General features: G+C 66.4%; 19 protein-coding genes. 10 read left to right on the top strand and 9 right to left on the bottom strand.

Features of this window, described 5'->3' with window-relative positions:
- Nucleotides 1–32: 32 nt before the first annotated feature.
- Complete coding sequence (plsX, locus tag CW348_RS08245; RefSeq protein ID WP_011290718.1) at nt 33–1,115, bottom strand: phosphate acyltransferase PlsX; 1,083 nt, start codon at nt 1,113–1,115, stop codon at nt 33–35.
- 399 nt (nt 1,116–1,514) lie between these two features.
- Here plsX and CW348_RS08240 point away from each other — a divergent pair, with 399 nt between their 5' ends.
- Nucleotides 1,515–2,858 carry a lysine 2,3-aminomutase gene (locus CW348_RS08240; protein ID WP_287463389.1) on the top strand — a complete coding sequence of 448 codons (1,344 nt, stop codon included), beginning with the start codon at nt 1,515–1,517 and terminating at the stop codon, nt 2,856–2,858.
- Here CW348_RS08240 and CW348_RS08235 read toward each other — a convergent pair.
- On the bottom strand, nt 2,835–3,920 hold the full coding sequence (locus tag CW348_RS08235; protein ID WP_011290720.1) for an ROK family glucokinase: 1,086 nt from the start codon (nt 3,918–3,920) through the stop codon (nt 2,835–2,837). The genes CW348_RS08240 and CW348_RS08235 overlap by 24 nt on opposite strands.
- Nucleotides 3,921–3,929: 9 nt before the next feature.
- Nucleotides 3,930–4,760, bottom strand: a complete 831-nt coding sequence (locus tag CW348_RS08230; RefSeq protein WP_011290721.1) for a hypothetical protein — start codon at nt 4,758–4,760, stop codon at nt 3,930–3,932.
- Between the two features lie 327 nt (nt 4,761–5,087).
- Between CW348_RS08230 and CW348_RS08225 the strand changes: the two genes are divergently transcribed.
- Nucleotides 5,088–5,861: an SDR family oxidoreductase gene (locus CW348_RS08225; RefSeq protein WP_011290722.1), complete on the top strand. Its 774-nt coding sequence runs from the start codon at nt 5,088–5,090 to the stop codon at nt 5,859–5,861.
- A gap of 11 nt (nt 5,862–5,872) precedes the next feature.
- On the top strand, nt 5,873–6,637 hold the full coding sequence (locus CW348_RS08220) for a crotonase/enoyl-CoA hydratase family protein (protein WP_011290723.1): 765 nt from the start codon (nt 5,873–5,875) through the stop codon (nt 6,635–6,637).
- Nucleotides 6,638–6,712: 75 nt separating this feature from the next.
- On the opposite strand, the gene CW348_RS15935 is transcribed toward CW348_RS08220, so the two are convergent.
- Both CW348_RS15935 and CW348_RS08210 read right to left on the bottom strand, forming a co-directional pair.
- Nucleotides 6,713–6,829 (bottom strand): LPXTG cell wall anchor domain-containing protein, encoded by a 117-nt coding sequence (locus CW348_RS15935; protein ID WP_016188097.1) that lies wholly within the window; start codon nt 6,827–6,829, stop codon nt 6,713–6,715.
- Between the two features lie 1,040 nt (nt 6,830–7,869).
- A complete protein-coding gene (locus CW348_RS08210) occupies nt 7,870–9,258 on the bottom strand; it encodes an aspartate aminotransferase family protein (RefSeq protein WP_011290725.1) in 1,389 nt (462 codons plus the stop codon).
- A 241-nt stretch (nt 9,259–9,499) separates the two neighbouring features.
- Here CW348_RS08210 and CW348_RS08205 point away from each other — a divergent pair, with 241 nt between their 5' ends.
- The 6 genes from CW348_RS08205 (at nt 9,500) to CW348_RS08180 (ending at nt 16,646) form a co-directional block, all read left to right on the top strand.
- The gene (locus CW348_RS08205; protein WP_011290726.1) at nt 9,500–10,954 is read left to right on the top strand and encodes a gamma-aminobutyraldehyde dehydrogenase; all 1,455 of its coding nucleotides are present in this window, start codon (nt 9,500–9,502) and stop codon (nt 10,952–10,954) included.
- 93 nt (nt 10,955–11,047) lie between these two features.
- Entirely contained in the window at nt 11,048–12,202 is a 1,155-nt protein-coding gene (locus CW348_RS08200) for an ABC transporter ATP-binding protein (protein ID WP_011290727.1), read from the top strand.
- A 53-nt stretch (nt 12,203–12,255) separates the two neighbouring features.
- On the top strand, nt 12,256–13,494 hold the full coding sequence (locus CW348_RS08195; RefSeq protein WP_011290728.1) for a spermidine/putrescine ABC transporter substrate-binding protein: 1,239 nt from the start codon (nt 12,256–12,258) through the stop codon (nt 13,492–13,494).
- Between the two features lie 6 nt (nt 13,495–13,500).
- Entirely contained in the window at nt 13,501–14,364 is an 864-nt protein-coding gene (locus tag CW348_RS08190) for an ABC transporter permease (RefSeq protein WP_107491279.1), read from the top strand.
- Nucleotides 14,361–15,185, top strand: a complete 825-nt coding sequence (locus CW348_RS08185) for an ABC transporter permease (protein WP_011290730.1) — start codon at nt 14,361–14,363, stop codon at nt 15,183–15,185. Before CW348_RS08190 ends, CW348_RS08185 begins: the two co-directional genes overlap by 4 nt.
- Nucleotides 15,186–15,224: 39 nt before the next feature.
- Complete coding sequence (locus CW348_RS08180; RefSeq protein ID WP_011290731.1) at nt 15,225–16,646, top strand: FAD-binding oxidoreductase; 1,422 nt, start codon at nt 15,225–15,227, stop codon at nt 16,644–16,646.
- A gap of 48 nt (nt 16,647–16,694) precedes the next feature.
- On the opposite strand, the gene CW348_RS08175 is transcribed toward CW348_RS08180, so the two are convergent.
- Entirely contained in the window at nt 16,695–17,315 is a 621-nt protein-coding gene (locus CW348_RS08175) for a two-component system response regulator (protein ID WP_011290732.1), read from the bottom strand.
- Between the two features lie 2 nt (nt 17,316–17,317).
- The gene (locus tag CW348_RS08170) at nt 17,318–21,250 is read right to left on the bottom strand and encodes a HAMP domain-containing protein (protein ID WP_287463386.1); all 3,933 of its coding nucleotides are present in this window, start codon (nt 21,248–21,250) and stop codon (nt 17,318–17,320) included.
- 304 nt (nt 21,251–21,554) lie between these two features.
- On the opposite strand from CW348_RS08170, the gene CW348_RS08165 reads away from it, so the two are divergent.
- The gene (locus tag CW348_RS08165) at nt 21,555–23,786 is read left to right on the top strand and encodes a SpoIIE family protein phosphatase (RefSeq protein WP_016188104.1); all 2,232 of its coding nucleotides are present in this window, start codon (nt 21,555–21,557) and stop codon (nt 23,784–23,786) included.
- Between the two features lie 61 nt (nt 23,787–23,847).
- On the opposite strand, the gene CW348_RS08160 is transcribed toward CW348_RS08165, so the two are convergent.
- Both CW348_RS08160 and CW348_RS08155 read right to left on the bottom strand, forming a co-directional pair.
- Nucleotides 23,848–24,453: a response regulator transcription factor gene (locus CW348_RS08160; RefSeq protein ID WP_011290735.1), complete on the bottom strand. Its 606-nt coding sequence runs from the start codon at nt 24,451–24,453 to the stop codon at nt 23,848–23,850.
- Nucleotides 24,450–25,721, bottom strand: a complete 1,272-nt coding sequence (locus tag CW348_RS08155) for a sensor histidine kinase (protein ID WP_287463328.1) — start codon at nt 25,719–25,721, stop codon at nt 24,450–24,452. Before CW348_RS08155 ends, CW348_RS08160 begins: the two co-directional genes overlap by 4 nt.
- Between the last annotated feature and the right edge of the window lie 27 nt (nt 25,722–25,748).

Genomic DNA, 25,748 nt, shown 5'->3' with positions numbered 1-25,748 from the left:
GCAACGGGGAGGGGAACCGCGCGTGGTGGGGGTTACTCTTCGGGGGCGCTGAGCCGGTGCAGCCAGGAAGGGGTGCGGCTCACGCCTGCGATGCCGCGGCGGATCTGGTCGGTGATGCGGCCCACCACCAGGTTGTGGGCGAGCAGGCAGGCGTGGGCGATGCCTTCGGCGCGGCTGGCGCCGTGGGCGATGACCACGGTGCCGTTGAGGCCGAGCAGGACTGCGCCGCCGTAGGTTTCGGAGTCGAACCGGGTCCGCAGTTCTCGGAGCGCACGGCGCTGGAACAGGGTGCCGAACCGGGCCAGCGGGCTGGAGGTGAGTGCCGCGCGGATTTCGTCGAACGCGAAACGGACCGCGCCTTCCACCGATTTCAGGGCAACATTGCCTGTGAAGCCGTCGGTGACGACCACGTCCACGAGGCCGGCGAGCAGGTCGTGGCCTTCGATGTTGCCGCGGAAGTCCAGGCGGTCTTCCGTGGCGTTCGCGGAGAGCAGTTCCGCCGCTCGTCGGGCTAGTTTGTTGCCTTTGCCCGGTTCAGAGCCGATAGTGAGGATGCCTACTCGTGGTTCGGCGATGCCGTGTCCGACCCGTGCGTAGGCTGCTCCTAGATGGGCGAATTGCACCAGCATTTCCGGCTTGGCGTCGGCGTTGGCGCCAGCGTCGAGCAGGATCGTCGGTGTGGGGGTGGTGGGGAGGACAAGGGCAAGCGCGGGACGGAGCACGCCAGGGAGCGTACGCAGGCGGACCGTGGCGGTGGAGACCACTCCGCCGGTAGAACCGGCGGAGACGAGGGCAGCGGCGGTGCCCTGCCGGACCAGTTTGCAGCCCACCGCGACACTGGAGCGAGCCCGCCGCCAGGCGGCGAGCGCCCCCTCGTGCATGGCCAAGGCTTCCTCGGCGTGCACGATGGGTAGTTCCCGGGCTGCTTGTTCCGCTGCGACGAGGGGGGCGAGCTCGGAGGAGCGTCCCACCAGGGCGAGGCGCAGTCCGTGCTCGCGCACAGCGCGTACCGCTCCGGCGACGATCTCGCGAGGCGCGTGGTCCCCGCCCATCGCGTCGACCGCGATCAGGGGCGGGGCGGCCGGAGGCCGCTGGGCGGTGACTGGACTGCTCATGGGGCTCCTCGTGCGGGTGGGACGCGGTAGCGGACCAGACCGATGCGTCCCTGGCGTCAGGGTATTCCTCCTTGTCGGCAAGTGGGCACTATGGGGGGACCCGGGTGTCAGAGCACCGTCATCCAGTCGGGAAGCTGGGAAATTGCTGTGTTTTCTGGATAATGCCGTATCCGGAATTCTCGCCCCACAAGGGGATGAATAGGGTAGAAAGCCTGCCGGAATCGGACTTCGCATGTGAACGGGGGCGACGCAGCCCCTGTCACCCCCGGACCGCGCCAACAAGGTCAACAACGAGTCCGATGTGCGCACACAGTGCGACCGCAATGTCACTTATGGTTGGCCAACCGTTGACCGAGTGACATGTGATACGAGAGGAGAGACGTGAGCTTGACGCACGACATGGCACCCCAGGCGTCCGCTGGCCGCCGGTTTCGTGCCTACACGTCGAAACACCTCGATGAATTGACCGCCCGTGCGGGATTCGGGGAAGAAGAGCGGCTCGCGATCCGCGCGGTGGCCACGGTTCTGCCGTTCCGGGTCAACTCGTATGTCATCGACGAGCTCATCGACTGGGACGCTGCTCCCGACGACCCCATCTACCGGCTGACTTTCCCGCAGGCGGACATGCTTCCCGAAGCGGATGTGGCGCGCATTGCCGACCTGCTGCGCAAGGACGCGCCCCGCCAGGAGATCAACCGGGTCGCCAGTGAGGTGCGAGCCAGACTCAACCCCCACCCGGCTGGGCAGCTGCAGCTCAACCTACCCAAGATGGACAACGAGCCCATGCCGGGCGTGCAGCACAAGTACCCGGAGACTGTGCTGTTCTTCCCCAAGCAGGGACAGACCTGCCACTCCTACTGCACTTACTGCTTCCGCTGGGCGCAGTTCGTGGGAGAGCCCGACCTGAAGATGGCCTCCGACGAGATCGACCGCCTGGTGGCCTACCTGCGGCAGCACCCCGAGGTCACCGGTGTCCTGCTGACCGGCGGTGACCCGATGATCATGGGCGAGGCGGTGCTGCGCCGCTACATCGAGCCGCTGCTCGAGGTGGAGACGCTGGAGTCGATCCGTATCGGCACCAAGGCGCTGGCCTACTGGCCGCAGCGGTTTGTCACCGACCCGGACGCCGATGACACGCTCCGCCTGTTCGAACAGGTCGTGAACTCCGGCAAGAACCTGGCGTTCATGGCGCACTTCTCGCACCCGCGGGAGCTGGAGCCGGACATCGTGCGGGAGGCGGTGCGGCGGATCCGTGACACCGGCGCGGTCATCCGCACCCAGGCGCCGCTGATCCGCACGATCAACGACTCCTCGGAGACCTGGGCGACCATGTGGCGCACCCAGGTGCGGCTCGGCATGATCCCCTACTACATGTTCGTGGAGCGCGACACCGGGCCGCAGGACTACTTCGCGGTGCCGCTCGCCCAGGCCTACGAGATTTTCCGCAAGGCCTACAACAGCGTGTCGGGTCTGGCGCGGACGGTGCGGGGCCCGTCGATGTCGGCGACCCCGGGCAAGGTGTGCGTGGACGGCATCACCGAGATCAACGGTGAGAAGGTGTTCATGCTCCACTTCATCCAGGCCCGGAACCCCGAGCTGGTCAACCGCCCGTTCTTCGCCAAGTACGACGAGAAGGCGGTGTGGCTGTTCGATTTGAAGCCCGCGCTGGGCGCCACCCGCTTCCCTTACGAGGAGGAAGCGCCCAGCGAGCCTGGTGCGCTAGTCGACACCCCGCACCCCTGACCGCCGCGGTCGCGGTCCCGGCGGGCGGAAGAAGAGCCGGGACCGCGCCGCACCTCCCGGCAGCCGGAGCCCGCGGAGGGGAAGGCTGCGGGCCAGGTCAGCGGCGCCGATCAGCCCGGCGTCGTTGCCGAGAGCGGCCCGCACGATCCGGGCTTCGGGCCGATGGCCGCGGCCGGTGAGCGCGCGGTGGAAGTGGGCGCGCGCCGGAGCGAGCAGCAGTTCGTCGGCTTCGCACACCCCGCCGCCGATGATGAACAGTTCCGGGTCGAACGCCGCGGCGAGGTTTGCTAGTCCGGCGCCGAGCCAGGCGCCGAGGTCTTCCAAGAGTTCGATGCAGGCGCGGTCGCCTTCACGGGCGAGGGCGGTGACCAGCGGCCCAGTGATCTGGGCGGGGTCGCCGCCTGCCGCGTCGAGCAGGCGGGAAGCCATGGGCGAATGCGCCGCGGCGAGTTCCCGGGCCTCCCGGGTCAGCGCGTTGCCGCTGGCGTACTGTTCCCAGCAGCCCCGGTTGCCGCATTCGCAGCGGTGCCCGTCGGGCACGACAACCATGTGGCCGAACTCTCCAGCCAGCCCGTAGCGGCCGCGCCGCAGTGCGCCGTCGATGATGATGGCTCCGCCGATGCCGGTGCCGAGGTTCACCACGACGGCATCGCGGACGCCGCGTCCAGCGCCGAAGCGGGTTTCGGCCCATGCTGCGGCGTTGGCGTCGTTCTCCACGATGACGGGAAGCCCGAGCCGGTCCTGGAGCGCTTCCCGCAACGGTTCATCGCGCCAGGACAGGTGAGGGGCGAAGAGGACAGTGGAGCGCCGTGCGTCGACGAATCCGGCGGCGCCGATGCCGACTGCCTGGATGCGATGGTCGCGGCGTAACTGTTCGACGACGTCGACGATGGTGTCTTCGACGATTTTGGGGCTTTTGCTGCGGTCTGGGGTTTCTGTGCGTATCCGGTCCAGTACGTGTCCGGCGGGGGTGACGACACCTCCCGCGACTTTCGTACCTCCGATGTCGATGCCGATGACGAGTCCGCGTGTGCGGCGTCCAGTTGTTCGCGTGAAGACCACGCGGTGACACTAGTCGACGTGGCGGACCGGTGGGGTTGACCGCTCCGAAACAGTCGGGAGCTGCTGGTGGAACGCGGGGGAAGGTTCCAGGATGAGGTCGTGGCGCCCGGCGATGAGTTCCTGGAACCAGATTTTGGCGCGGATGAACGGGCGGCGCAGTCGCTGGTCGCGGCGGATCGCGGCGGCGAGTTTGGCGGATCCTTCCGGGTAGCGCCACCGCGCCCACGGGGAGCCGGGCACGGCGAGGCGGATCGCGGTGATGATGCTGATCACGGGGATGAAGATCCCGATGATGCCGCTCCAGATCTTGCCTTTGAGCAGGCTCACCGCGGCGCCCGCGAAGTTGATGAGGATGAGCGCGACCATCCCGATCTGGGTGATGGTGGTGTCCACGGTGATCCCCCACAGCCCCCAGCCCACGGGGCGCAGCCCGGTCAGGAGCAGGCCGCTGAGGGCGATGGCGACGAACACCGCGTCGACCGAGGTGCGCCCCTGTTCGGTCCAGTACACGTCCCGCAGATGCAGGATCAGCGCGAACTCGTCGAGGACGAGGGCGGCGCCGAAACCGAACAGGGCAGCGGCGGTCGCCATGGCTGCGCCGTCGCGGTCGGTGATGAGCAGCCCGGCGACCCCGCCGATCAGCATGAACGCTACTCCGAAGACCACGTGGTGGATGTGGAGTCCGAACGGGGTGAGGTTTCCGGGCCACCACCGCACTCGGGCACGGATCATCCGCACACTGCAGCGGATCATCAGGAAACCGGCGACGAATGCGACAAAGAAGCTGAAGAGCGGCAAGCGGCCAGTGGCCACGATGTGGACGGCGAACCACTCGCTCACAGATGCCTCCTTCGCCCGGACGGACGCGCTCGCAACCAGGGGAGAGGGGTGCCGGGACGGCACGGAGTACCCGGGGGTCGATCGGACGGGGAGGCATGCCCGGTCCAACGCCCTGGTGGGTGAATAGGAAAGTGTAGGGGCGACACTTCTGTGCGGACATCCATATTGGTGGTGAAAACCTCCACGATGGGGGTCGGTTCCGTCGCGGACTTCCCGGGCTGGGCGAGTGCAGGATGTCGGAAGTAGCACTGTAGGGGGATGGGAAATTCCCCACCACACCGAACGTCGTTCTAGTTTTTTGGTGGGCTGCTTAATAGAGTGCGCCCCATGGAACTGAACGGAGTTGCCGCCCTCGTATCCGGCGGCGCAAGCGGTCTGGGAGAAGCAACGGTCCGGGAGTTGACGGCGGCTGGAGCGACCGTCGTCATCGCGGACGTCAACACGGAACGCGGTGAGGCCCTGGCAAAGGAAGTCGGCGGTGTCTTCGTCCGCACCGACGTCGCCGACGAGGACCAGGTGCAGGCGGCGGTCCAGGCCGCCGTGGACACCGGGAAACCGCTTCGAGCAGCGGTGTCTTGTGCGGGCATCGCGTGGGCGGCCCGCACGGTGGCCCGGGACGGTACACCGCATGACCTCGCCTCCTTCCGCAAGATCATCGACGTCAACCTGATCGGCACCTTCAACGTGGTGCGGCTAGCCGCAGCAGCGATGGCGAAAACCGAGCCGATCAACGACGACGGTGAGCGCGGCGCGATCGTCAACACCGCCTCCGTGGCCGGGATCGAGGGGCAGATCGGCCAGATCGCCTACTCCTCGTCCAAGGGCGGAATCATCGGGATGACGGTTCCCGCCGCCCGCGACCTGGCCGCGGTCGGGGTGCGCGTCAACACGATCGCCCCCGGCATCCTTGATACGCCGATCTACGGCCAGGGGCCGGAAGCCGAGGAGTTCAAGCAGCGGCTTGCTGCTCCGGTGCCTTTCCCCAAGCGCCTGGGTACCCCGGCGGAGTTCGCCCAGCTGGTCCGGGCACTGCTGGAGATCAGCTACATCAACGCTGAAGTGGTGCGGATCGATGGCGGTCTGCGCATGCAGCCGAAGTAGGGGAAGGAAGCATGGCCGACGAAGTTCTCTACGAAGCGGCAGACGGGGTCGCCGTCATCACCATCAACCGGCCCCAGGCGAAGAACGCGGTGAACCGCGCGGTGGCCGAGCAGATCGCTGCGGCTTTGGACGACCTCGACTCCCGCAAGGACCTCACGGTCGGGATCCTCACCGGGGCAGGCGGCACCTTCTGCGCGGGAATGGACCTCAAAGCCTTCCTCGCCGGGGAGGTCCCGATCATCGAGGGGCGCGGGTTCGGCGGTTTCGCCCAGCGTCCGCCGCGTAAACCGCTGATCGCGGCGGTGGAAGGCTATGCGCTGGCCGGAGGGTTTGAAGCGGTGCTCGCCTGCGACCTCGTGGTCGCCGCCGAAGACGCGAAGTTCGGCATCCCCGAGGTCAAACGGGGCCTGGTGGCCGCCGCGGGCGGGCTGCTGCGCCTGCCGCAGCGCATCCCCCGCAATATCGCCATGGAGTTCGCGCTGACCGGCGACTTCGTGGATGCGCCGCGGGCCGCTGAACTGGGGCTGGTCAACCGGATCACCCCCAGTGGGAAGGCGCTGGACGGGGCTCGGGAGCTCGCCGCGCGGATCGCGGAGAACGCGCCGCTGGCCGTCGCGGTCTCCAAGCAGGTCATCGTCGAGTCCGCAGACTGGTCTGCTGCGGAGCGGTGGCAGCGCCAGGATGAGCTCACCGGCCCGGTCTTCACCAGCCGGGACGCGGCAGAAGGGGCGGCGGCGTTCGCGGAGAAGCGCAAGCCCGTCTGGACCGGAGAGTAGGACCTCTTCGGTTGCTGGTGTGGCCGTGCCACGGCTGACGGCGCTCCGTGCCGTGGCACGGCCACAGTCATGCGGTTACTTCAGCCTGTGCCTGGCTGGACGGCGGCGTCGGGTCATCGCGATGAGCACGGCACCGAGGAACGCTGCAGCCGCAGCGATCACAGTGAACGCCGAGGTCTCGCTGCCCGTCACCGGCAGGGTTCCGCCGCCGGGAGTCGAAGGCGCCGTCGGTGCCACCGACGGTGACGGCGAGTGCGAGTGCGTGGGCGAGTGCGTGGGGTGGTGGGTGGGCTTATGCGTCGGCTTGTGCGAATGGGTCGGATGGTGTGTCGGCTTGTGCGAGTGGGTCGGGTGGTGAGTTGGGTGGTGTGTCGGCTTGTGCGAGTGGGTCGGGTGGTGAGTTGGGTGGTGCGTCGGATGGTGTGAGTGGGTTGGGTGGTGCGTCGGGTGGTGATGCGTAGGCCGGGGCGGCCGATGGGTAGGCGAATGCGTGGGCAGATGAGTCGGGTGGTGGTGCGTGGGCTTGTGGGAGTGGTGGTGCTGCCCAGAGGTTGAGTTCAAGGCTTCCCCTCCCAGCCGGGTCGCCGCGGGAGGCGGCCATTCCGTCGGCCACGAAGCAGCGAGATCCCGCGGATCTGCGGCATTCGGGGGGAGGGTCACACCAGCAGGAAGGTTGTGGTGTTCCCGCTCGGAGCAGCCTGCCGCCCCGGAGCCGGGAGAGAAGCATTCCCAGACGGAGATGTCCGAAGCATCGTGGACCAGCACCGTCGCCGAATCAGCCTCGGGCTCGGTTACGGAACGGTCAGCAGTGTGCCAGGCCAGGAACGATATCGCGGAGAAAGTCAAGGCAGCCGAGAGTCCGGACGCCGCAATTCCCCTCACCAGAAGACTCAACCTTCCCCCCAGGAGTGAGCGCTGCCGATTCCGCACCCAGGGCTTCGGGTGCGCAACCCAAACAACAATCCGTCGGGGGGAATCCTGAAACTCGCCACGCGGTACGCTTGGTCAACAATTGGCCCTGCCAACCCAGTTTTGACCGGCAGATGATCGTGACAACGATGGCTGATGAACTGAGAGTGGTCTCCTGTTTCCTGTACGTCAGGGCTGGTGGGGTGCTTTCTCCGGCGGTGTGCACCGGGACCGTGAAGCAGTAGACAGGCTGCAACAGCAAGGGACCGGAAAGGCTGTCGCACCTTCCGGTCCCGGAAAGACGAGGGTGGGAAAGACCAGGGTCAGATCCGCTGCCAGGCCTCAGTGAGGACCTCGCGCAGGATGCTCTCCATCTCAGCGAAGTGCTCGGGGCCGCAGATCAGGGGCGGGGAGAGCTGGACGACGGGCTCTCCGCGGTCATCGGCGCGGCACACCAGGCCGGCGTCGAACAGTGCGGGGGAGAGGAAGCCCTTGAGGAGGCGGTGCGCTTCCTCGTCGGTGAAGGTCTCCTTGGTCTCCTTGTCCTTGACCAGTTCGATCCCGTAGAAGTAGCCCTCGCCGCGCACGTCGCCCACGATCGGCAGGTCGAGCAGCTTCTCCAGGGTCGCACGGAACGCCGGCGCGTTGGCCTGCACGTGGTCGATGAGGCCTTCGCGTTCGAAGATGTCCAGGTTGGCCAGGGCGGCCGCGGCCGCCACCGGGTGGCCAGCGAAGGTGCTGCCGTGCAGGAAGGTGTTGCCCGCCTCCCGGAACGGTTCCACCAGGTGCTCCCGGGCGATAAGACCGCCCATCGGCACATAACCCGAGGTCACACCCTTGGCGAAGGTGATGATGTCCGGCAGGTAGTCGAACCGCTGGGCGCCGAAGTACGCGCCGACCCGGCCGAACGCGCAGATGACCTCGTCAGAGACGAGAAGGACACCGTAGCGGTCGCAGATCTCACGGAGCCGCTGGAAGTAGCCGGGAGGTGGCGGGAAGCAGCCGCCCGAGTTCTGCACCGGCTCGACGTAGACCGCTGCGATGCTCTCCGGGTCGTTCTGCAGGATGGCTTCTTCCACCTGGTCAGCAGCCCAGCGGCCGAACGCTTCGGGGTCGTCGCCGTGGACCGGGGCCCGGTAGATGTTGGTGTTGGGCACCTGGATCGTGCTCGGCACCAGCGGCTCGAACGGGGTTTTGATCGCTTGGAGGCCGGTGATCGACAGGGCGCCCATGGTCGTGCCGTGGTAGGCGATACGGCGGCTGATCACCTTGTGCCGGGTGGGCTGGCCGATGAGTTTGAAGTACTGGCGGGCCAGCTTCCAGGCCGACTCCACGGCTTCGGAACCGCTGGTGGTGAAAAAGACCCGGTTGAGGTCTCCCGGCGCCAGGTCGGCGAGGCGGTCAGCCAGCTCGATGGCGGTCGGGTGGGCGTAAGTCCAGATCGGGAAGTAGGCCAGTTTCCGGGACTGTTCCGCGATCGCCTCGGCGATCTCGGTGCGGCCGTGGCCGACTTGAGAGACGAACAGGCCGGCGAGACCGTCCAGGTACCGTTTGCCGTTAGTGTCGTAGACGTAGGGCCCTTCACCTCGCGTGATGACCGGGACGTCGGTGTCCTGGTATGCCGCGAGCTCGGTGAAGTGCATCCACAGGTGGTCTTTTGCCGCCTGTTGAAAGTCGTTCGCCGCGAGTCCACTACCTGACCGCACTGTCACTTGGTTCCCCCAGAGCTGCGTTCTAGCGGAGGGGTGGCCGGGCTGTGGCGTCCTCCGTACAGAGAGTGCGGGAACACGCGGTGCTCCCGATGAAAATAGTTGCATCAAAAGCAGACATGTCAAGTATTAGTCGTGAAACGCGATATTTACAACGGAATCCCTTGTTTTGTGTCGTTGGTTCTGTCAGGGTATGCATAACAACCCTGCGTTTGCCGTGACGCAGTTGACCAAGGAGTAGAAAGTGACCAGCCACTCCGACGGCCTGCGCCGCCTGCGTAACTTCATCAATGGTGAGTACGTAGACTCCGTCGACGGCCGAACCGCACCGGTCGTCAACCCAGCCACGGGTGAGGCCTACGCCGAAGCACCGGTGTCCACGGCAGAAGACGTGGACCGGGCCTTCCGTGCCGCCGCCGACGCCTTCGAGAACGGGTGGCGCGACTCCACCCCCGCCGAACGGCAGATCATCCTGAACAAGATCGCCGACGCAGTGGAGGAACGCGCCGACGAGCTTGTCGCCGCCGAAGTCGAGAACTGCGGAAAGCCTGTCAAGGCCACGCGCGAGGAAGAGATCTGGCAGGTCACCGACGCGCTGCGGTTCTTCGCTGGTGCGGCACGGGTGCTGGAGGGCAAGGCGGCCGGCGAGTACATGGCCGACCACACCTCCTGGATCCGCCGCGAACCCATCGGCGTCGTCGGCCAGATCACTCCCTGGAACTATCCGATGGCGATGGCCGCGTGGAAGATCGGACCGGCGCTCGCTGCGGGCAACACCATCGTCCTCAAGCCGTCCGACACCACGCCCGTCTCCACTCTGCTGCTCGCCGAGATCGCCGCAGAATTCCTGCCGCCCGGCGTGTTCAACGTCGTCACTGGTGACCGCGACACCGGGCGCGCCCTCGTCGACCACCCGATCCCGCGGCTCGTCTCGCTCACCGGGTCCACCCGCGCCGGATACGAGGTCGCCCAGTCCGCATCCCGCGACCTCAAGCGGCTCCACCTGGAGCTGGGCGGCAAAGCCCCGGTGATCGTCTTCGACGACGCGGACGTCGAGAAGGCCGCCGAAGGCATCGCCGGAGCCGGGTACTTCAACGCGGGACAGGACTGCACTGCTGCCACCCGCGTGCTGGCCGCCCCCGGCATCCACGACGACCTGGCCGCGGCACTTGCTGAACAGGCGAAGAAGACCAAGACCGCCGGCCCGGACGAGACCGACGCTTACTACGGTCCGCTGAACAACCCCAACCAGTTGGACCGGGTCAGCGGCTTCTTCGAGCGCCTCCCCGACCACGCCGAAGTGCTCACCGGCGGTTCCGCCGTGGACCGTCCCGGCTACTTCTTCTCGCCCACGGTCGTGTCCAACCTGCGCCAAGGCGACGAGATGGTCTCCGAAGAGATCTTCGGGCCGGTCATCACGGTCCAGCGCTTCGACGACGAGGACACGGCGGTCGCGTGGGCCAACTCAGTAAAGTACGGACTGGCATCCAGTGTGTGGACCAAGGACCACGCGCGCGCTCTGCGGGTCTCCCGTCGCCTCGACTTCGGATGCGTGTGGATCAACACGCACATCCCGATCATCGCGGAGATGCCGCACGGAGGCTTCAAGCACTCCGGATACGGTAAGGACCTGTCCCTTTACAGCCTGGAAGAGTACACGCGCATCAAGCACGTGATGAGCTACATCGGCAGGGACTGATCATGAGGCAGGTCCACGCCGTGGACCAGGATTGAGGTCGGCGGGCCTTCGGGCCCGCCGCAGAGTACGACCCCCACCAAAGGACCCCCGACTATGGCGACCACGACGGAAAAAACACCGGCCGCGCCTGGCGTAGTAGCGACAGAGAGCAACCAGGCAGTCCCCGCCATCAGTCTGGAAAAAGTCAGCAAGACCTACCGATCCGGGCAGGTCACCACCACCGCGGTCGAATCCATCGACTTGGAGATCCGTCAAGGGGAGTTCTTCTCCCTGCTCGGGCCTTCCGGTTGCGGCAAGACCACCACCATGCGGATGATCGCCGGCTTCGAGGAGCCCACTTCAGGAGTCGTGCGCCTGTCCGGTAAAGACGTCACCGGGGTTCCCCCGAACCGCCGCGACGTCAACATGGTCTTCCAAAGCTACGCCCTGTTCCCGCACATGACCGTCGCGGAGAACGTGGCCTTCGGACTGAAACGCAAGAAAGTCCCCGCGGCCGAGATCCGCACTCGGGTCGCTGAAATGCTCGAACTCGTCGAGTTGGGGGACCGGGCCAAGTACAAGCCCAGGCAGCTTTCTGGGGGCCAGCAGCAGCGTGTCGCACTGGCCCGCGCCCTCGTCAACCGGCCGAGCGCACTCCTGCTCGACGAACCTCTCGGTGCTCTTGACCTGAAACTGCGCCAGGCCATGCAGTTGGAGCTCAAACGCATCCAACGCGAGGTCGGCATCACCTTCGTCTACGTCACTCACGACCAGAGCGAAGCGTTGACCATGTCCGACCGCATCGCCGTCATGAACAAGGGCCGGATCGAACAGCTCGGCACGCCAGCGCAGATCTACGAGACCCCCGCGACCCGGTTCGTGGCCGGGTTCATCGGCACCTCCAACATCCTCACCGGGACCGCGCAGCGGGTCTCTGACACTCTCGTCCGCATCGACTACGGCGGCGACCAGCACGTCCTCGCGAACACCCCGCAACAAATGTCGGATTTGGGGCTCGTAATTACCGTTCGTCCCGAAAAGATACGACTTGGGAAAGATGTGCCGGATGCCAATGTAAGTCGCATTCGCGGTACGGTGCGTGAGGTTGTCTATTTGGGAGCAACGACGCACTACACTGTGCGAACGGTTGACGACACCGACATCGTGGTGTTTCAACAGAACTCCTCCGACGCCAGCAACCTCGCAGATCACGGAGACACCGTGTGGCTGTCCTGGCGTCCCGAGCACTCTTACGTGCTTCCAGGCTGAACAGTTCAGCCGTTCCTCTGCACCATCCCCCCTAACTCAGGAACGACGGCACCGTGCGTAGAAAACACACCATCAATCCTGCTGTGCTGCGTGGCTTCACCCAGCGTCGTGTGAGCCGCCGCGACACCTTCAAACTCGCTGGTCTTTCCGCTGCCGCCCTGGCGCTCGCCGGCTGCGGTATCGAGGGACAGGGCCAGCAGTCCACCACCTCGGAGAACTTCTGGAACGGGAAGGAAAGCAACGGCAAAGTCCGCTTCGTCAACTGGCCGCTCTACATGGACCCCGAAAAGCCGGAGCTCAAGCGGTTCACCGAGCAGACCGGCATCGAGGTCGAATACAGCGAGGCCATCCAGGACATGCCGTCGTGGTTCGGAGAGATCCAGCCGCTCCTGGCCAACGGCGACGACATCGGCGCCGACCTCATGGTCATCAGCAACGGGCAGGAGCTCACCAAGCTCATCGCACTGGGCTACCTCGCCCCGCTGAAGCGCGACCAGTTGACGAACTTTGCCGAGTTCGCCGACGAGTTCTACACGATGTCGGCCTACGACTACGGCAACCAGTACACCGTTCCCTACGCCTCGGGGATCACCGGCATCGCCTACGACCCCGAACGGGTCGGACGCGAAATCACCTCCATCAAGGACCTGTGGGACCCCGAGTTCAAGGGACGGGTCGGCATGATGCGCGACCCGCAGGAGATCTCCAACTTCGCGCTGCTCTACAACGGTGTCGCTCCGGAAGACTCCACCCCCGAGGACTGGGAAGCCGCTGCCGAAGTCCTGAAGAAGCAGCGCGACGACGGGATCGTGCGTGCCTACTACGAGCAGGACTACATCCAGCCGCTCACCAACGGCGACATCTGGATCACCATGGCCTGGTCCGGTGACATCTACCAGGTCAACGCCGAAGAAGGCACCAACCTCAAGTTCGTTATCCCCGAAGAGGGCGCCACGCTGTGGACGGACAACCTGACGATCCCGATCACGGCGCAGAACCCGGTCGACGCCCTCATGCTCATCGACTTCTTCTACGACCCGGACATCGCCGCGAGCCTCACCGAGTACATCAACTACATCTGCCCGGTGCCGCACGCGAAGGAAGTACTGCTCGACCGGGCCGCGGAACTCGACGGCGAAGACAGAGAAGCCCTCGAAGAGCTGGCGAACAGCCCCCTCGTCTTCCCCTCCGAGAGCGACTACGCCAGACTCCACAACTACGTGGTGTTGGACGTGGAAGCCGGGGAAGACGAAGAATTCAACTCCATCTTCCAAGCGGTGACCCACGCTTAGGGAACCATGACACGGTTGCTGAACAGGGCCGCCCCCTACCTGCTGGCGCTGCCCGCCTGGATCTGGCTAGGTCTCTTCTTCGTAGTGCCGATCGTCGGCCTGCTGTGGATGTCCCTGATGACCGGAAACATCATCGTGGGGTTCCAGCAGACCTTCAACGTCGGCATCTACCCGGAAGTGATCACCACCTACTGGGAGCACATCCTGCGCTCCCTCGGGTATGGACTGGCCGCCACCCTACTGTGCATCGCCATCGGCTACCCGGTGGCCTACTGGATCGCCTTCCACGGTGGCGCCCACAAGTCCACCTACCTTCTCCTCCTCCTACTTCCGTTCTTCGTGACCCAGGTGCTGCGCACCATCTCCTGGAAGTTCCTGCTTGCCGACGACGGCCTGATCCTGGGGACGCTCAAAGCCATCCACCTGCTGCCGCAGGATGCGCGCGTCCTCAGCACCTCGATCGCGGTCATCTTCGGACTGGCATACACCTTCCTGCCGTTCATGGTCCTGCCGATCTACGCGGTGCTGGAACAGGTGGACCACAGGGTCGTGGAAGCCGCCTACGACCTGTACGCGTCCCGATTCCACGCGTTCGTCCACGTGATCCTGCCGATGTCCCTGCCCGGTGTCTTCGCCGGCGTCCTGCTGGTCTTCGTGCCTAGCAGCGCCGACTACGTCACCGCATGGGTGCTCGGCGGCACGCACAACACCATGATCGGCAACGTCATCCAGTCGCAGTACTTGGTCAACAACGCGTACCCGACCGCCGCGGCCATTACCTTCGTGCTGATGTCGGCCCTGCTCATCGGGATCTTCAGCTACGCCAAGGCGCTGGGGACTGAACGGGTGATGGAGGTGCAGGCGGGATGAGCGCCACAGCCACCAAGGCCGAAGCAACCGTGTCCCGTCGCCAGCGGCGGCCCAGGATCACACTGGGCAAAGTGTTCACCTGGGCCGTCCTGGTCTGGCTGTTCCTGCCCATCGCGGGCATGATCGCCTTCAGCTTCAACGACATCAGCGGACGCCACAACGTCACCTGGCAGGGCTTCACGCTCAAGTGGTACGGCAAGGCGTTCGTCTACCCGGACCTCAACCAGGCGCTGTTCAACACCCTGCTCATCGGGTTCGCCACCATGCTCATCGCCGGAATCACCGGCACCCTGCTCGGCTTGGCGATGGGCCGCTACCGGTTCCGCGGGCAGCAGGCCAGCAACCTGGTGATGTTCGCCGCGATCTCCGCACCCGAAGTCGTCATCGGCGCGTCACTGCTGTCGCTGTTCATCGCCCTCAACCTGACCCTGGGCATGACCACCGTGATCATCGCGCACGTCATGTTCAGCATCTCGTTCGTGGCGATCACCGTGCGGGCCCGGGTCATGACCATGGACCCCAGCATTGAGGAAGCCGCGCGCGACCTCGGCGCGGACAGTTGGACCACGTTCCGGCTGGTGACCTTCCCCATGCTGTTCCCCGCAATCATGGCGGGCGGCCTGCTGGCGTTCGCGCTGTCAGTGGACGACTTCATCATCACCAGCTTCGTCAGCGGCGACCTCACCACCTTCCCGCTGTGGATCTGGGGTTCCACCCGTGTCGGCATCCCCCCGCAGGTCAACGTGATGGGCACGCTGATCTTCGTGGTGGGTGTGCTGCTCGCCATCACCAACATCATCCTCGCCCGGCGGCGCTCCTGACCTGGGCGCCGACCCTCCCGACGAGAAGAGGGATATCCCGTGTCCGCTCTCGCACGTCTGGCCGCTGCCGCACTCGCCGACGCCAAACCCACGGTGTTCTGGCAGGACCCCCAGGTCGCGGGCCACACGGTTCCCGAACCGGAACCGGAGCTGCGGGGACACATCACCACCGATCTGGCTGTGGTCGGCGGCGGCTACAGCGGCCTGTGGACTGCGCTGCTCGCCAAAGAACGCGACCCTGACCGGGACGTCGTGCTGCTGGAAGCACGCACCGTGGGATGGGCGGCGTCCGGCCGCAACGGCGGCTTCTGCGAGTCCAGCCTCACCCACGGCCACGCCAACGGGGTGGAGCGGTGGCCCGACGAAATCGCCGAACTGGAACGGCTGGGCCACGAAAACCTCGACCGGATCGCGGAGGCCGTGGCACGGTACGGCATCGACTGCGAATTCGAACGCACCGGTGCCATCATCGCCGCCACTGAAGAGTGGCAGCTCCCCGGGCTCCGCGAAGACGCGCAGCGGATGCGGGACCTGGGCTACGACGTCGTCGACCTGGATGCCGCCCAGATGCGGGCCGAAGTGAACTCGCCTACCTACCTCGGCGGCATCTACGACCGTGACGGGGTGGCCATGCTGCACCCCGCCAAACTCGCCTGGGGGCTCCGCGAAGCATGCCTGCGCTTAGGCGTGCGGATCTTCGAGCACACCCCGGTGCGGGCGATCCGCTCCGAACCCGGTCGGCTGCGGCTGGAAAGCCGCCACGGGTCCGTGCGGGCCCGGCAGGTAGCGTGGGGGACGGGCGCGTTCCCCGGTCCGCTCCGCCGCATCCGCCACTTCGTCGCCCCCGTGTACGACTATGCGCTGATGACCGAGCCGCTCACCACCGAGCAGCGGGAAGCGATCGGCTGGGCCAGCCGCGCGGGCATGTCGGACGCGAGCAACCAGTTCCACTACTACCGGCTCACCGCGGACAACCGCATCCTGTGGGGCGGCTACGACGTCATCTACCACTACGGCGGCAAAGTGCGCCCCGAGTTCCACCAGCGGCCGGAGACCTTCCAGAGGCTGGCGGAGCACTTCTTCACCACGTTCCCGCAGTTGGAAGACGTGCGGTTCACCCACAAGTGGGGCGGGGTGATCGACACGTGCAGCCGGTTCTGCGCCTTCTTCGGCACCGCGTACGGGGGACGGCTCGCCTACGCCGCCGGTTTCACCGGGCTCGGTGTGGGGGCGACCCGGTTCGGTGCCGAAGTCATGCTGGACCGGCTCGCCGGGGTCGAGACCGAACGCACCCGGACCGCGATGGTCCGCAGCAAACCGATCCCGTTCCCGCCCGAACCGCTCCGCTACCTCGGGATCGAGCTGACCCGCCGCTCGATCGCGGCAGCCGACCGCAACGGCGGCCGCCGCAACCTCTGGTTGCGCGCCCTGGACGCGGTCGGAATGGGATTCGACAGTTGATCAGGCCGCCCCGGCCACGGCCCGCCGCCGCGGGGAGGCGGTCCGGCATCACCGCTGTGGCCGCAGTGCCTGCACCAGCCGGGTGAGCCGCTGGGTCGGGGCGTCCAGTTCCTGGACCATGTCCAGCACCCGCTGGTCGCCGGCGGACCGCTCCCGCACCTCTTCCAACGTGTCGTTGAGTTCGTTGACCAGCGCTGACAGCTCAGCAACCACCATCTCCACGCCGGCGGCGCTGGAGGACAGGTCCCGGCGCAGCAGCTCGGTCTGGCTGTGCAACTGCCGCTTCAGCCGGTCTAACTCCAAGAACACTTCGACCTTGGCACGCAGCAGCCACGGGTCCAGCGGTTTGGTCATGTAGTCGACAAACCTGCTGGCATATCCCCGGAACACCCGGTGGCGGTCGATCCCCTCCGCGGTGAGGAAGATGATGGGGATGTCCTTGGTCTTCTCCCGCTGCTTGATGTGCGTCGCGGTTTCGAACCCGTCCATCCCCGGCATGACCACGTCGAGCAGGATCACCGCAAAGTCCCGTTCGAGCAGTGCCTTCAACGCGGCCTCACCTGAGTTCGCACGGACCAGGTTCTGGTCCAGCGAGCTCAGGATGGCTTCGAGGGCGGTGAGGTTCTCCTCGCGGTCGTCGACGAGGAGGATGTTGGCCTTGTAGGACACGGTCACTGCTCCCGGCTTGTGCTGTTGTCACTCTTACCGCGATCCAACCACCGCCGCATGACATTCAGCAGGTGGTCGAGATCCACGGGCTTGCTCACATAGTCCGAGGCTCCCGCGGCCAGACTGTTCTCCCGGTCGCCCCGCATCGCCTTGGCCGTCAGCGAAATGATCGGCAAGTCCGCGAACTGCGGCATCTCCCGGATCATGCGGGTAGTGGCGTCACCGTCCAACTCGGGCATCATGATGTCCATCAACACCAGGTCGATGTCCTCGTTGGCTTCCAGCTTCGCGATCCCCTCCCGGCCGTTGTCCGCGTAGAGCACTTCGAGGCCGTGCGCTTCCAGCGCGCTCGCGAGCGCGAACACGTTCCGGATGTCGTCGTCGACGATGAGCACCCGCTTGCCCGCCAGCACGTCGTCCTGCTGGGGGCCGCCCGCGGCCTGCGGCACGGACTCTGCGGTCAGCACCGGCACGTAGGGCTCGTCCTCGGACGAGGCGAGCGGATCGGTGTCCGCGGCCTTGGGCCCGGGCGTTTCCGTGGGCAGGACGACCGTGTCCGTGGGCCTGTCGAACGAGGTCACCACGTCCGCGTCGCTGAGCGACCGGTACATCCGCTCAGACGTGCCCTCAGGCAGCCGCACCGGCAGCAGGAGGGTGAACGTGCTGCCTTCCCCCACGGTGCTCGACACGCGGATCTCCCCGCCGAGCAGTTCCGCCATGTTGCGGCTGATCGACAGCCCCAGGCCGGTGCCGCCGAACCGGCGGCTCGTGCCGCCGTCGCCCTGGTGGAACGCTTCGAAAATCAACTGGAGCTTGTCCTCGGGGATACCGATCCCGGTGTCGATCACGGAGAACGCGATCACTTCGTCGGGGTCGGTGAACGTGTCCACGTCGATGTCCTCCACGGCCCACGCCGGTTCGATCACCAGCCGTACCTCGCCGCTGCTGGTGAACTTCACGGCGTTGGACAGCAGGTTGCGCAGCACCTGCTGGAGCCGCTGCTCGTCCGTCCACAACTGGTCGGGGACGTCCGGGGACACCTCCACCGCGAACGCCAGTCCCTTTTCGCTGGCCAGTGGACGGAACGACGCCTCCACGTAGTCCACCAGCTGGCTGATGGACACGTGGCTCGGGTTCAGCTCCATCCGCCCGGCCTCGACCTTGGACAGGTCGAGGATCTCATTGATGAGCTGCAGCAGGTCACTGCCGGCCTTGTAGATGGTCTGCGCGAACTCCACCTGCTTGGGGGTCAAGTTCTTCTCGCTATTGTCGGCCAGGAGCCGCGCGAGGATCAGCAGGCTGTTGAGCGGGGTACGGAGCTCATGCGACATGTTCGCCAAGAACTCCGACTTGTACTTGGAGGACACCTGCAACTGGTGCGCCCGGTCCTCCAAGGACCGCCGGGCTCGCTCGATCTGCCGGTTCTGCAGTTCGATCGCGCGGTTCTGGCTGGCCAACTGCCCCGCCTTGCTGTGCAGTTCCGCGTTCTTGCGGCGCAGCTCCTCCTGCTGGCGCTGCAGCTCGTTGGAGCGCTCCTGCAGCGCGGTCGTCAACTGCTGCGACTGGGCCAGCAGGTACTCGGTCTTGGAGTTGGCCAGGATAGTGGTGATCGTGGCGCTGAGCAGGCTGACCAGCTGTCGCAGGAAGTTGAGATGGATCTCCCGGAACGTGCCGTAGGAGCCCAGTTCGATCACGCCGAGCACCCGGTCTTCCGACACGATCGGGAAGATGGCGAGGCTCAACGGAGGCGCCTCGCCCAGTCCTGATTCGATCCGCACATAGTCGCCGGGGACGTTGTGGACGATCAGCTCCTTGCGCTGCGCAATAGCCTCCCCGGCCAGTCCCTGGCCCGCGGTGATCCGGCGGCGCTCCTCACTCGGCTGGTAGCCGTAGCCGGCGTAGAGCCGGAAGGTCTCGGTGTCGTTCTCGTCCTCCGGCAGGTAGCAGGCGCCGTGTTGGGCGTCCACGAGCGGGGTCACCTCGGTCATGATGAGGCGTGCCAGCTCGTTGAGGTCGCGGCGCCCCTGGAGGAGGCCGGACAGCCGCGCCAGGTTGCTCTTCAACCAGTCCTCGTCCCGCTGGGCCGCGGTCGTCTCCCGCAGGTTGGACACCATCAGGTTGACGTTGTCCTTCAACGTGGCCAGCTCCCCGCGGGCGCTCACCTGGATCGACTGGGTCAGGTCGCCGCGGGCCACCGCGCTCGCCACCGACGCGATCGCCCGCACCTGCGTGGTGAGGTTCTTCGCCAGCTCGTTGACGGAGTCGGTGAGGTCCTTCCACACCCCCGACACGCCGGCCACTTTCGCTTGGACGCCGAGCTTGCCTTCAATACCCACTTCGTGGCCGACCCGCGTGACCTCCAACGCGAACGTGGACAGCTGGTCGACCATCGTGTTGATGGTGTCCTTCAACTCCAGCATCTCGCCTTGGGCGTCCACGGTGATCCGCTTGGTGAGGTCGCCGCGGGCCACCGCCGTCGTCACCTGGGAGATGTTGCGCACCTGAGTGGTCAGGTTGTGCGACATGGAGTTGACGTTGTCGGTGAGGTCTTTCCAGATGCCGGAGACGCCTTTGACGTTGGCGCGGCCGCCGAGCTTGCCTTCGGTGCCGACTTCGCGCGTCACCCGGGTGACTTCGTCGGCGAAGGTCGACAGCTGGTCGACCATCGTGTTGATGGTGTCCTTCAACTCCAGGATCTCGCCCTTGGCGTTGACCGTGACCTTTTTGGTGAGGTCGCCGCGGGCCACCGCTGTCGTCACCACGGAGATTTGCCGCACCTGGTGGGTCAGGTTGTTGGCCATGGAGTTGACGTTGTCGGTGAGGTCCTTCCACACCCCCGACACGCCGCTCACATGCGCCTGGCCGCCGAGTTTGCCTTCGGTGCCGACTTCGCGCGCCACCCGGGTGACCTCGTCGGCGAACGCGGACAACTGGTCGACCATCGTGTTGACGGTGTCCTTCAACTCCAGGATCTCGCCCTGGGCGTCCACGGTGATCTTCTTCGTCAGATCTCCTGCCGCCACCGCCGACGTCACCTGGGAGATGTTGCGCACCTGGTGGGTCAGGCTGTCCGCCATGGAGTTGACGTTGTCGGTGAGGTCTTTCCAGATGCCGGAGACGCCTTTGACGTTGGCGCGGCCGCCGAGCTTGCCTTCGGTGCCGACTTCGCGCGCCACCCGGGTGACTTCGTCGGCGAAGGTCGACAGCTGGTCGACCATGGTGTTGACGGTGTCTTTGAGCTGGAGCATTTCGCCTTGGACGTCCACGGTGACCTTTTTGGTGAGGTCGCCGCGGGCCACCGCCGTCGTCACCTGGGAGATGTCCCTCACCTGGTTGGTGAGGTTGTCGGCCATGGAGTTGACGTTGTCGGTGAGGTCTTTCCAGATGCCGGAGACGCCTTTGACGTTGGCGCGGCCGCCGAGCTTGCCTTCGGTGCCGACTTCGCGCGCCACCCGGGTGACCTCGCCCGCGAACTCCGACATCTGGTCCGCCATCCGGTTCACCGACGTGGCGAGCCGCAGCAGGTCGCCGTGGAGCTCCCCGTGCCGGCTGGCCAGATCCACCCGCTGTGAAAGGTCGCCGTTGGCCACCGAGTCCAGAATCCGCGCCACCGCGGTCACCGGCTCACTGACCTCGTCGAGCATCTGGTTGAGCGCCCGCACGCTCTGGCCCCAGGAGCCACGGGCCGGACTGATCGAGACACGTTCGGACAGCCGCCCGTCCGTGCTGACCGTTTCACTGACCCGCTGCACTTCGTTGCTCAACTGCTCGCACTGGTCGAAGACCTCGTTGAGCACGCGGGCGACTTCGCTGAACCTGGTCGCACCACGGGGGGAGAGCCGCACGGTGAAATCCCCGTCGCGCATCCGGTAGAGCGCGTCAAGCAAGGCATCCAATTCGCTTTCGGTCAGGGTCCGGTTCTTCATCCTGGGCATCAACCTGGGCATCAAATCCCCTCCTCCAGCGGCTGAAGCATTGGCTGCGTGCGTCCAGGCGTGCGGCGTCACCCAAGAGAGTCCGGCCTCAGAGTTCCCCCACGACCGCGATGCACTACGTTAATCAGACACCTGATCATTACTATGACGTTTCGGCAGCGTGGGGGAATTTCACCACCCGGAACAAACCGGCCCAAGCATCCGGTTCCGATGCTGTCCAGAACTGGGCAGCGCCGCCTATTCTCGCAATAGGTCGGCATATTCGATAGTCCGCTCCGCCCGCTGAAAGATCCACGGCTGCGCCATGCCACACAGTGTCACGAAAACCGTCCGCCGAGAGTTCTCACCCACCCCGGAAACGGTGGGGGAGGCACGCACGTTCGTCAAAGACACACTGCAGCACTGGGAGGTGCAGCGGAGCGCAGACGAGATCGTCCTGCTGACCAGCGAACTCGTCACCAACGCGGTCGTCCACGCGAAGACGACCCTGGAACTCACCGTAAGCCTGATCGGCAGCGATGTCGAGGTGGTGGTCGCCGACCGGGTGCCGCATCAGGCGCTGCCCAAAGCCGGTCCCCTCCGTGTCGTCCTCTCCTCAGACGAGGACAGCCGTGGCGGCCTGGGCCTCGCTTTAGCGGAGGCGATCGCCGACACGTGGGGAGTCAGCTACAGCAGGGACGACAAAGCAGTCTGGTTCCGGATCTCGACTCAGGAACGCACTAAAGAAACCGCACGCTCCTCCTTGTCGCCGCCGCGGAGTATTCGCAGCCACCCCCGCTCCAGCCCGCCGGAACCGTGGGCGCGCCTCGACGCGTTGCTCTCCGCACGGCTGTCCCCCTCGGAACTCCTGGAACGGATCGTGGAGCACGTCCGCGTGGTGCTCGGCGGAGACGCCGCCTATATCGCGCTCGCCACCGCCGACCACACCGAATGGGAGATGGCTGCCGCGGTCGGACTCTCCGCAGGCCCGTGGCGGCCGTTCCGCAGCCGCATCGAAGAGACTTTCCCCGCTGCCACCCCGGAAGCCCGGCCGATGATCAACGACGACTTGATGATCGCCAGCGCCCACCGGGGAGTGCTCGCCGCCGCAGGAATGCGGTCCCTGGTCACCGCACCGCTCAGTGTCGACGGCAGGATTACCGGGCTGATCGGGGTCGCTTCCCGCCGGGTCCGCCACTTCGGGAAGAACGCGGCCCGCCGCCTCCAAGAAGCCGCTGACCGGATCGCCCTCACCGTGGAACGCGCCCGCCTCGCCCAAGTGGAAATCCACCGGCGGGCCGCGCTCAGTTTCCTCGCCGAAGCCAACGACCTGCTGTCCGGGACGCTCGACGAGCAGATGACCGCGGCGCTCGCCGCACAGCTCAGCACGTCGCGGCTGGGCCACTGGTGTGTGGTGCACACGGTCGACGAGCTGGGCACCCACCAGTTGGCGTTCGCCATGCACCGGGACGAGAACGTCACCGACATCCTCCGCGACCTGGTGACCGCGCTCATGCCTGAAGAGCGGCGGGACCCTGGGCCGCTGTGGCCGGTCGAGAAAGTGGTCGCGGCCGGCCTGGGGGACGAGCTCAGCCTGGAGCTTGCCCAAGGGCCGGGGATCAGCCTGCCGCTGACCGCGTACGGCCGCATCCTGGGCCGGATCACGATCGGGCGGGACGTCGGCGAAGACTTCCCGAAAGAGGACGTGGACCTCGCCGCCGACCTGGCCCAGCGGGTCTCCTCGGCCATGGAGAACGCGCGGCTGTATTCAGCGCAGACGTCCATGAGCGAAGCGTTGCAGCGCAGCCTGCTACCCGCCCGGGAGAAGCAGCCCGTGGTTCCCGGCGTGGACTACGCGGTGTTCTACCAGCCCGCTGGGGAGCGCACCGTGGTGGGCGGGGACTTCTACGACCTGTTCGCCACTGATGGGCGCTGGTGTTTTGCGATCGGGGACGTGTGCGGGACCGGCCCGGAGGCCGCCGCCGTCACCGGACTGGCCCGGCACACGCTGCGTGCCCTGGCCCGGGAAGGCTTCTCCCCCGCGCACATCATGCACCGGCTCAACTTCGCGATCCTGGAAGAAAGCCTCACCATCCGGTTTTTGACCATGCTGTACGGGGAGATGACCCCGATCGGGCCGAACGCGGAACGCGGGATGCGCATCCGGCTCGTCTCCGCCGGGCATCCACTGCCGCTGCGGTTGAACCGCCACGGCGAGGTCACCACGCTGGCGACCTCTCAACCGCTGCTGGGGGCTTTCGAGGACGTGGAGTTCTTCACCGAAACCGTGGAGGTGGAGCCCGGCGATGTCCTGCTCGCGGTGACCGACGGGGTTACCGAGCGGCGCAACGGCGACGAGATGCTCGGCGATGAAGGACTGGTGGAGATCTTCTCCCGGTGCTCCGGGTTGACCGCGCAGGCGGTCATCTCCCGTATCGGCCGGGAACTGGAGGCGTTCGCGCCGGGCGGGCACACCGACGACACGGCGATGCTTGTGCTGCGGTTCCTCGAACCTCGCCCTGCGGAGCAGCAGGAGCGGATGCTGCTCGGCGGGTGAGGAGTCCCGCGCAGGTCCGCCGCCTAGCGCGGAGGTATCGGCTGGAAGGCCAGCGGCAGGGTCACAGCCAGCCCATCGCATTGGCTTTGCGGATCGCCGCGATGCGGTTGGCCTCCCCCAGTTTGGAGATCGCGCTCGACAGGTAGTTGCGCACCGTGCCTTCGCTCAAGTGCAGGGTGCGGGCGATAGCGGCGACCGACGCCCCGGTCGAGGCGGCGCGGAGGACGTCGATCTCCCGGGCAGTGAGCGGATTCTCCCCGGCCATCATCGCGTCGGCTGCAAGCTCAGAGTCGATGAAACGCCCCCCGCGGTACACGGTGCGGATCGCCCCGGCCAACTGGTCGACGGGCGCGTCCTTGGCGAGGAACCCCCGCGCCCCCGCGGCCAGCGCACGGCGCAGGTAGCCGGGGCGGCCGAAACTCGTGAGGATGAGAATGCCGCAGGAGGGGACCTCCTGGTGCAGTGCGGCTGCGGCCTCCAACCCGGTCATGCCGGGCATTTCCACGTCGAGCACCGCAATGTCCGCGCGGTGCTTCACCACTGTGGCCACCACTTCGTCGCCCCGGCCCACTTCCGCGACGACTTCCACGTCGTCTTCCAAGTTGAGCAGCGTGGCGATCGCGCCCCGCACGAGGCGCTCGTCGTCAGCGAGGACCACTCGGATCATGCGACAGCTTTCTTCTCCTGGGTTTCCCTGACCGGCTCCTCGACGGAGGCGGGGACGGGCAGGACCGCGCGCAGCAGGAAGCCGCCGTTGCAGGTGTGGCTCGCGGTGAGAGTGCCGCCGGCGGAGGCCACCCGCTCCGACAGGCCGGTCAGCCCGTTGCCGAACCTGGTGGCTTTCCCGGCGCGCACCCCGTCGTTGTACACCTCCACCACCCAGGTGCGGTCTTGGCGGGAGAGCGTGATGTCGCAGCGCTGTGCGCTGCTGTGCCGCAGCACGTTCGTCGCCCCCTCCCGGACAAGCCACGCGATCAAGGACTGGGACTGCGCTGGGATGTCCGCGGGGTTGCCCGTGACCGTGGCGGAGACCCCCGCAGCCAGCAGCACGGAGCGCACGCTCGCCAGTTCGTCGGCCAGGTTCACGGCGCGGTATCCGCTGACGGCGGCCCGCACCTCGCGCAGTGCTTCCCGGGCGATCCGCTGCACTTCGGCCATTTCTGCCGCGGCGCGCTCCGGGTCGCTCCGGGCAAGCCGGGCGGCGAGCTCGCTTTTCACTGCAATACCGGACAGGCTGTGGCCGAGAAGGTCGTGCATGTCCCGGGCGAACCGCAGCCGTTCCTCACTGACCGCGAGCCGGGCCCGCGCCTCCCGCGCCAGGGTGGCTTCGCGGGCGACTTCCCACAGCCACACCACCGAGAAGCTCCCTGCCGCGTTGAGCAGCGCCATCGGAAGGGTGAGGATGATGAACGCCAGCGCGACCACGGGCGGCTGCGAGGACAGGACCAGGGTGTAGCTGATGAGGAAGCCGACGACGGCCGTGGACAAGAGGACTGCGGTGCGGCGCGGGATGACGAGGATCGCTGCCGACCACCACGTGGCCACGATCGCAACGGAGAACACGGTCACGTCCATGACCGAGACCAGGGCGAGGAGCACTCCGAGCGACCAGTAGAGCAGCGCGGGGGGACAGGAGCGCCGCCCGTTGATCCGGCAGCGGACGAGAAGAACGGTGAGCACGGCCACGGCCCCGGCCAGCACGAGGAGGAGCGCCGCATACCAGGGCAGCGTCATCCCGGACCAGGAGGGCGGCCCCCACTGCACCTCCTCCGGGGAAGTGAACGCCAGCTCCACCTGGACCAGCGCCATCACCAGGATGAAGACGGCGTGCAAGGCTACGCAGATGAGCACGAACCAGCGGGTGATCCGCAGCCGTCGCATGCTGCGTTCGTCGGCTTGAGGTATGTCGGACCAGTGGGAGGGCGATCGTGGCATGGGGAGCTCCTCTCATGGAGAGGGTAA

Origin of the sequence: Thermobifida sp. (genome assembly GCF_017577275.1) — a bacterium.
GTDB lineage: Bacteria > Actinomycetota > Actinomycetes > Streptosporangiales > Streptosporangiaceae > Thermobifida > Thermobifida fusca.
Note: the sequence above shows the minus strand (reverse complement) of the source record. Positions and strands in the feature narration are given on the sequence as shown.

What these genes read in the sequence shown, in the direction of transcription:
- plsX (WP_011290718.1), bottom strand. Translation starts at nt 1,115, where the DNA reads ATGAGCAGTCCAGTCACCGCCCAGCGGCCTCCGGCCGCCCCGCCCCTG.
- CW348_RS08240 (WP_287463389.1), top strand. Translation starts at nt 1,515, where the DNA reads ATGGCACCCCAGGCGTCCGCTGGCCGCCGGTTTCGTGCCTACACGTCG.
- CW348_RS08225 (WP_011290722.1), top strand. Translation starts at nt 5,088, where the DNA reads ATGGAACTGAACGGAGTTGCCGCCCTCGTATCCGGCGGCGCAAGCGGT.
- CW348_RS08220 (WP_011290723.1), top strand. Translation starts at nt 5,873, where the DNA reads ATGGCCGACGAAGTTCTCTACGAAGCGGCAGACGGGGTCGCCGTCATC.
- CW348_RS08200 (WP_011290727.1), top strand. Translation starts at nt 11,048, where the DNA reads ATGGCGACCACGACGGAAAAAACACCGGCCGCGCCTGGCGTAGTAGCG.
- CW348_RS08190 (WP_107491279.1), top strand. Translation starts at nt 13,501, where the DNA reads ATGACACGGTTGCTGAACAGGGCCGCCCCCTACCTGCTGGCGCTGCCC.
- CW348_RS08185 (WP_011290730.1), top strand. Translation starts at nt 14,361, where the DNA reads ATGAGCGCCACAGCCACCAAGGCCGAAGCAACCGTGTCCCGTCGCCAG.
- CW348_RS08170 (WP_287463386.1), bottom strand. Translation starts at nt 21,250, where the DNA reads ATGCCCAGGATGAAGAACCGGACCCTGACCGAAAGCGAATTGGATGCC.
- CW348_RS08165 (WP_016188104.1), top strand. Translation starts at nt 21,555, where the DNA reads ATGCCACACAGTGTCACGAAAACCGTCCGCCGAGAGTTCTCACCCACC.
- CW348_RS08160 (WP_011290735.1), bottom strand. Translation starts at nt 24,453, where the DNA reads ATGATCCGAGTGGTCCTCGCTGACGACGAGCGCCTCGTGCGGGGCGCG.
- CW348_RS08155 (WP_287463328.1), bottom strand. Translation starts at nt 25,721, where the DNA reads ATGCCACGATCGCCCTCCCACTGGTCCGACATACCTCAAGCCGACGAA.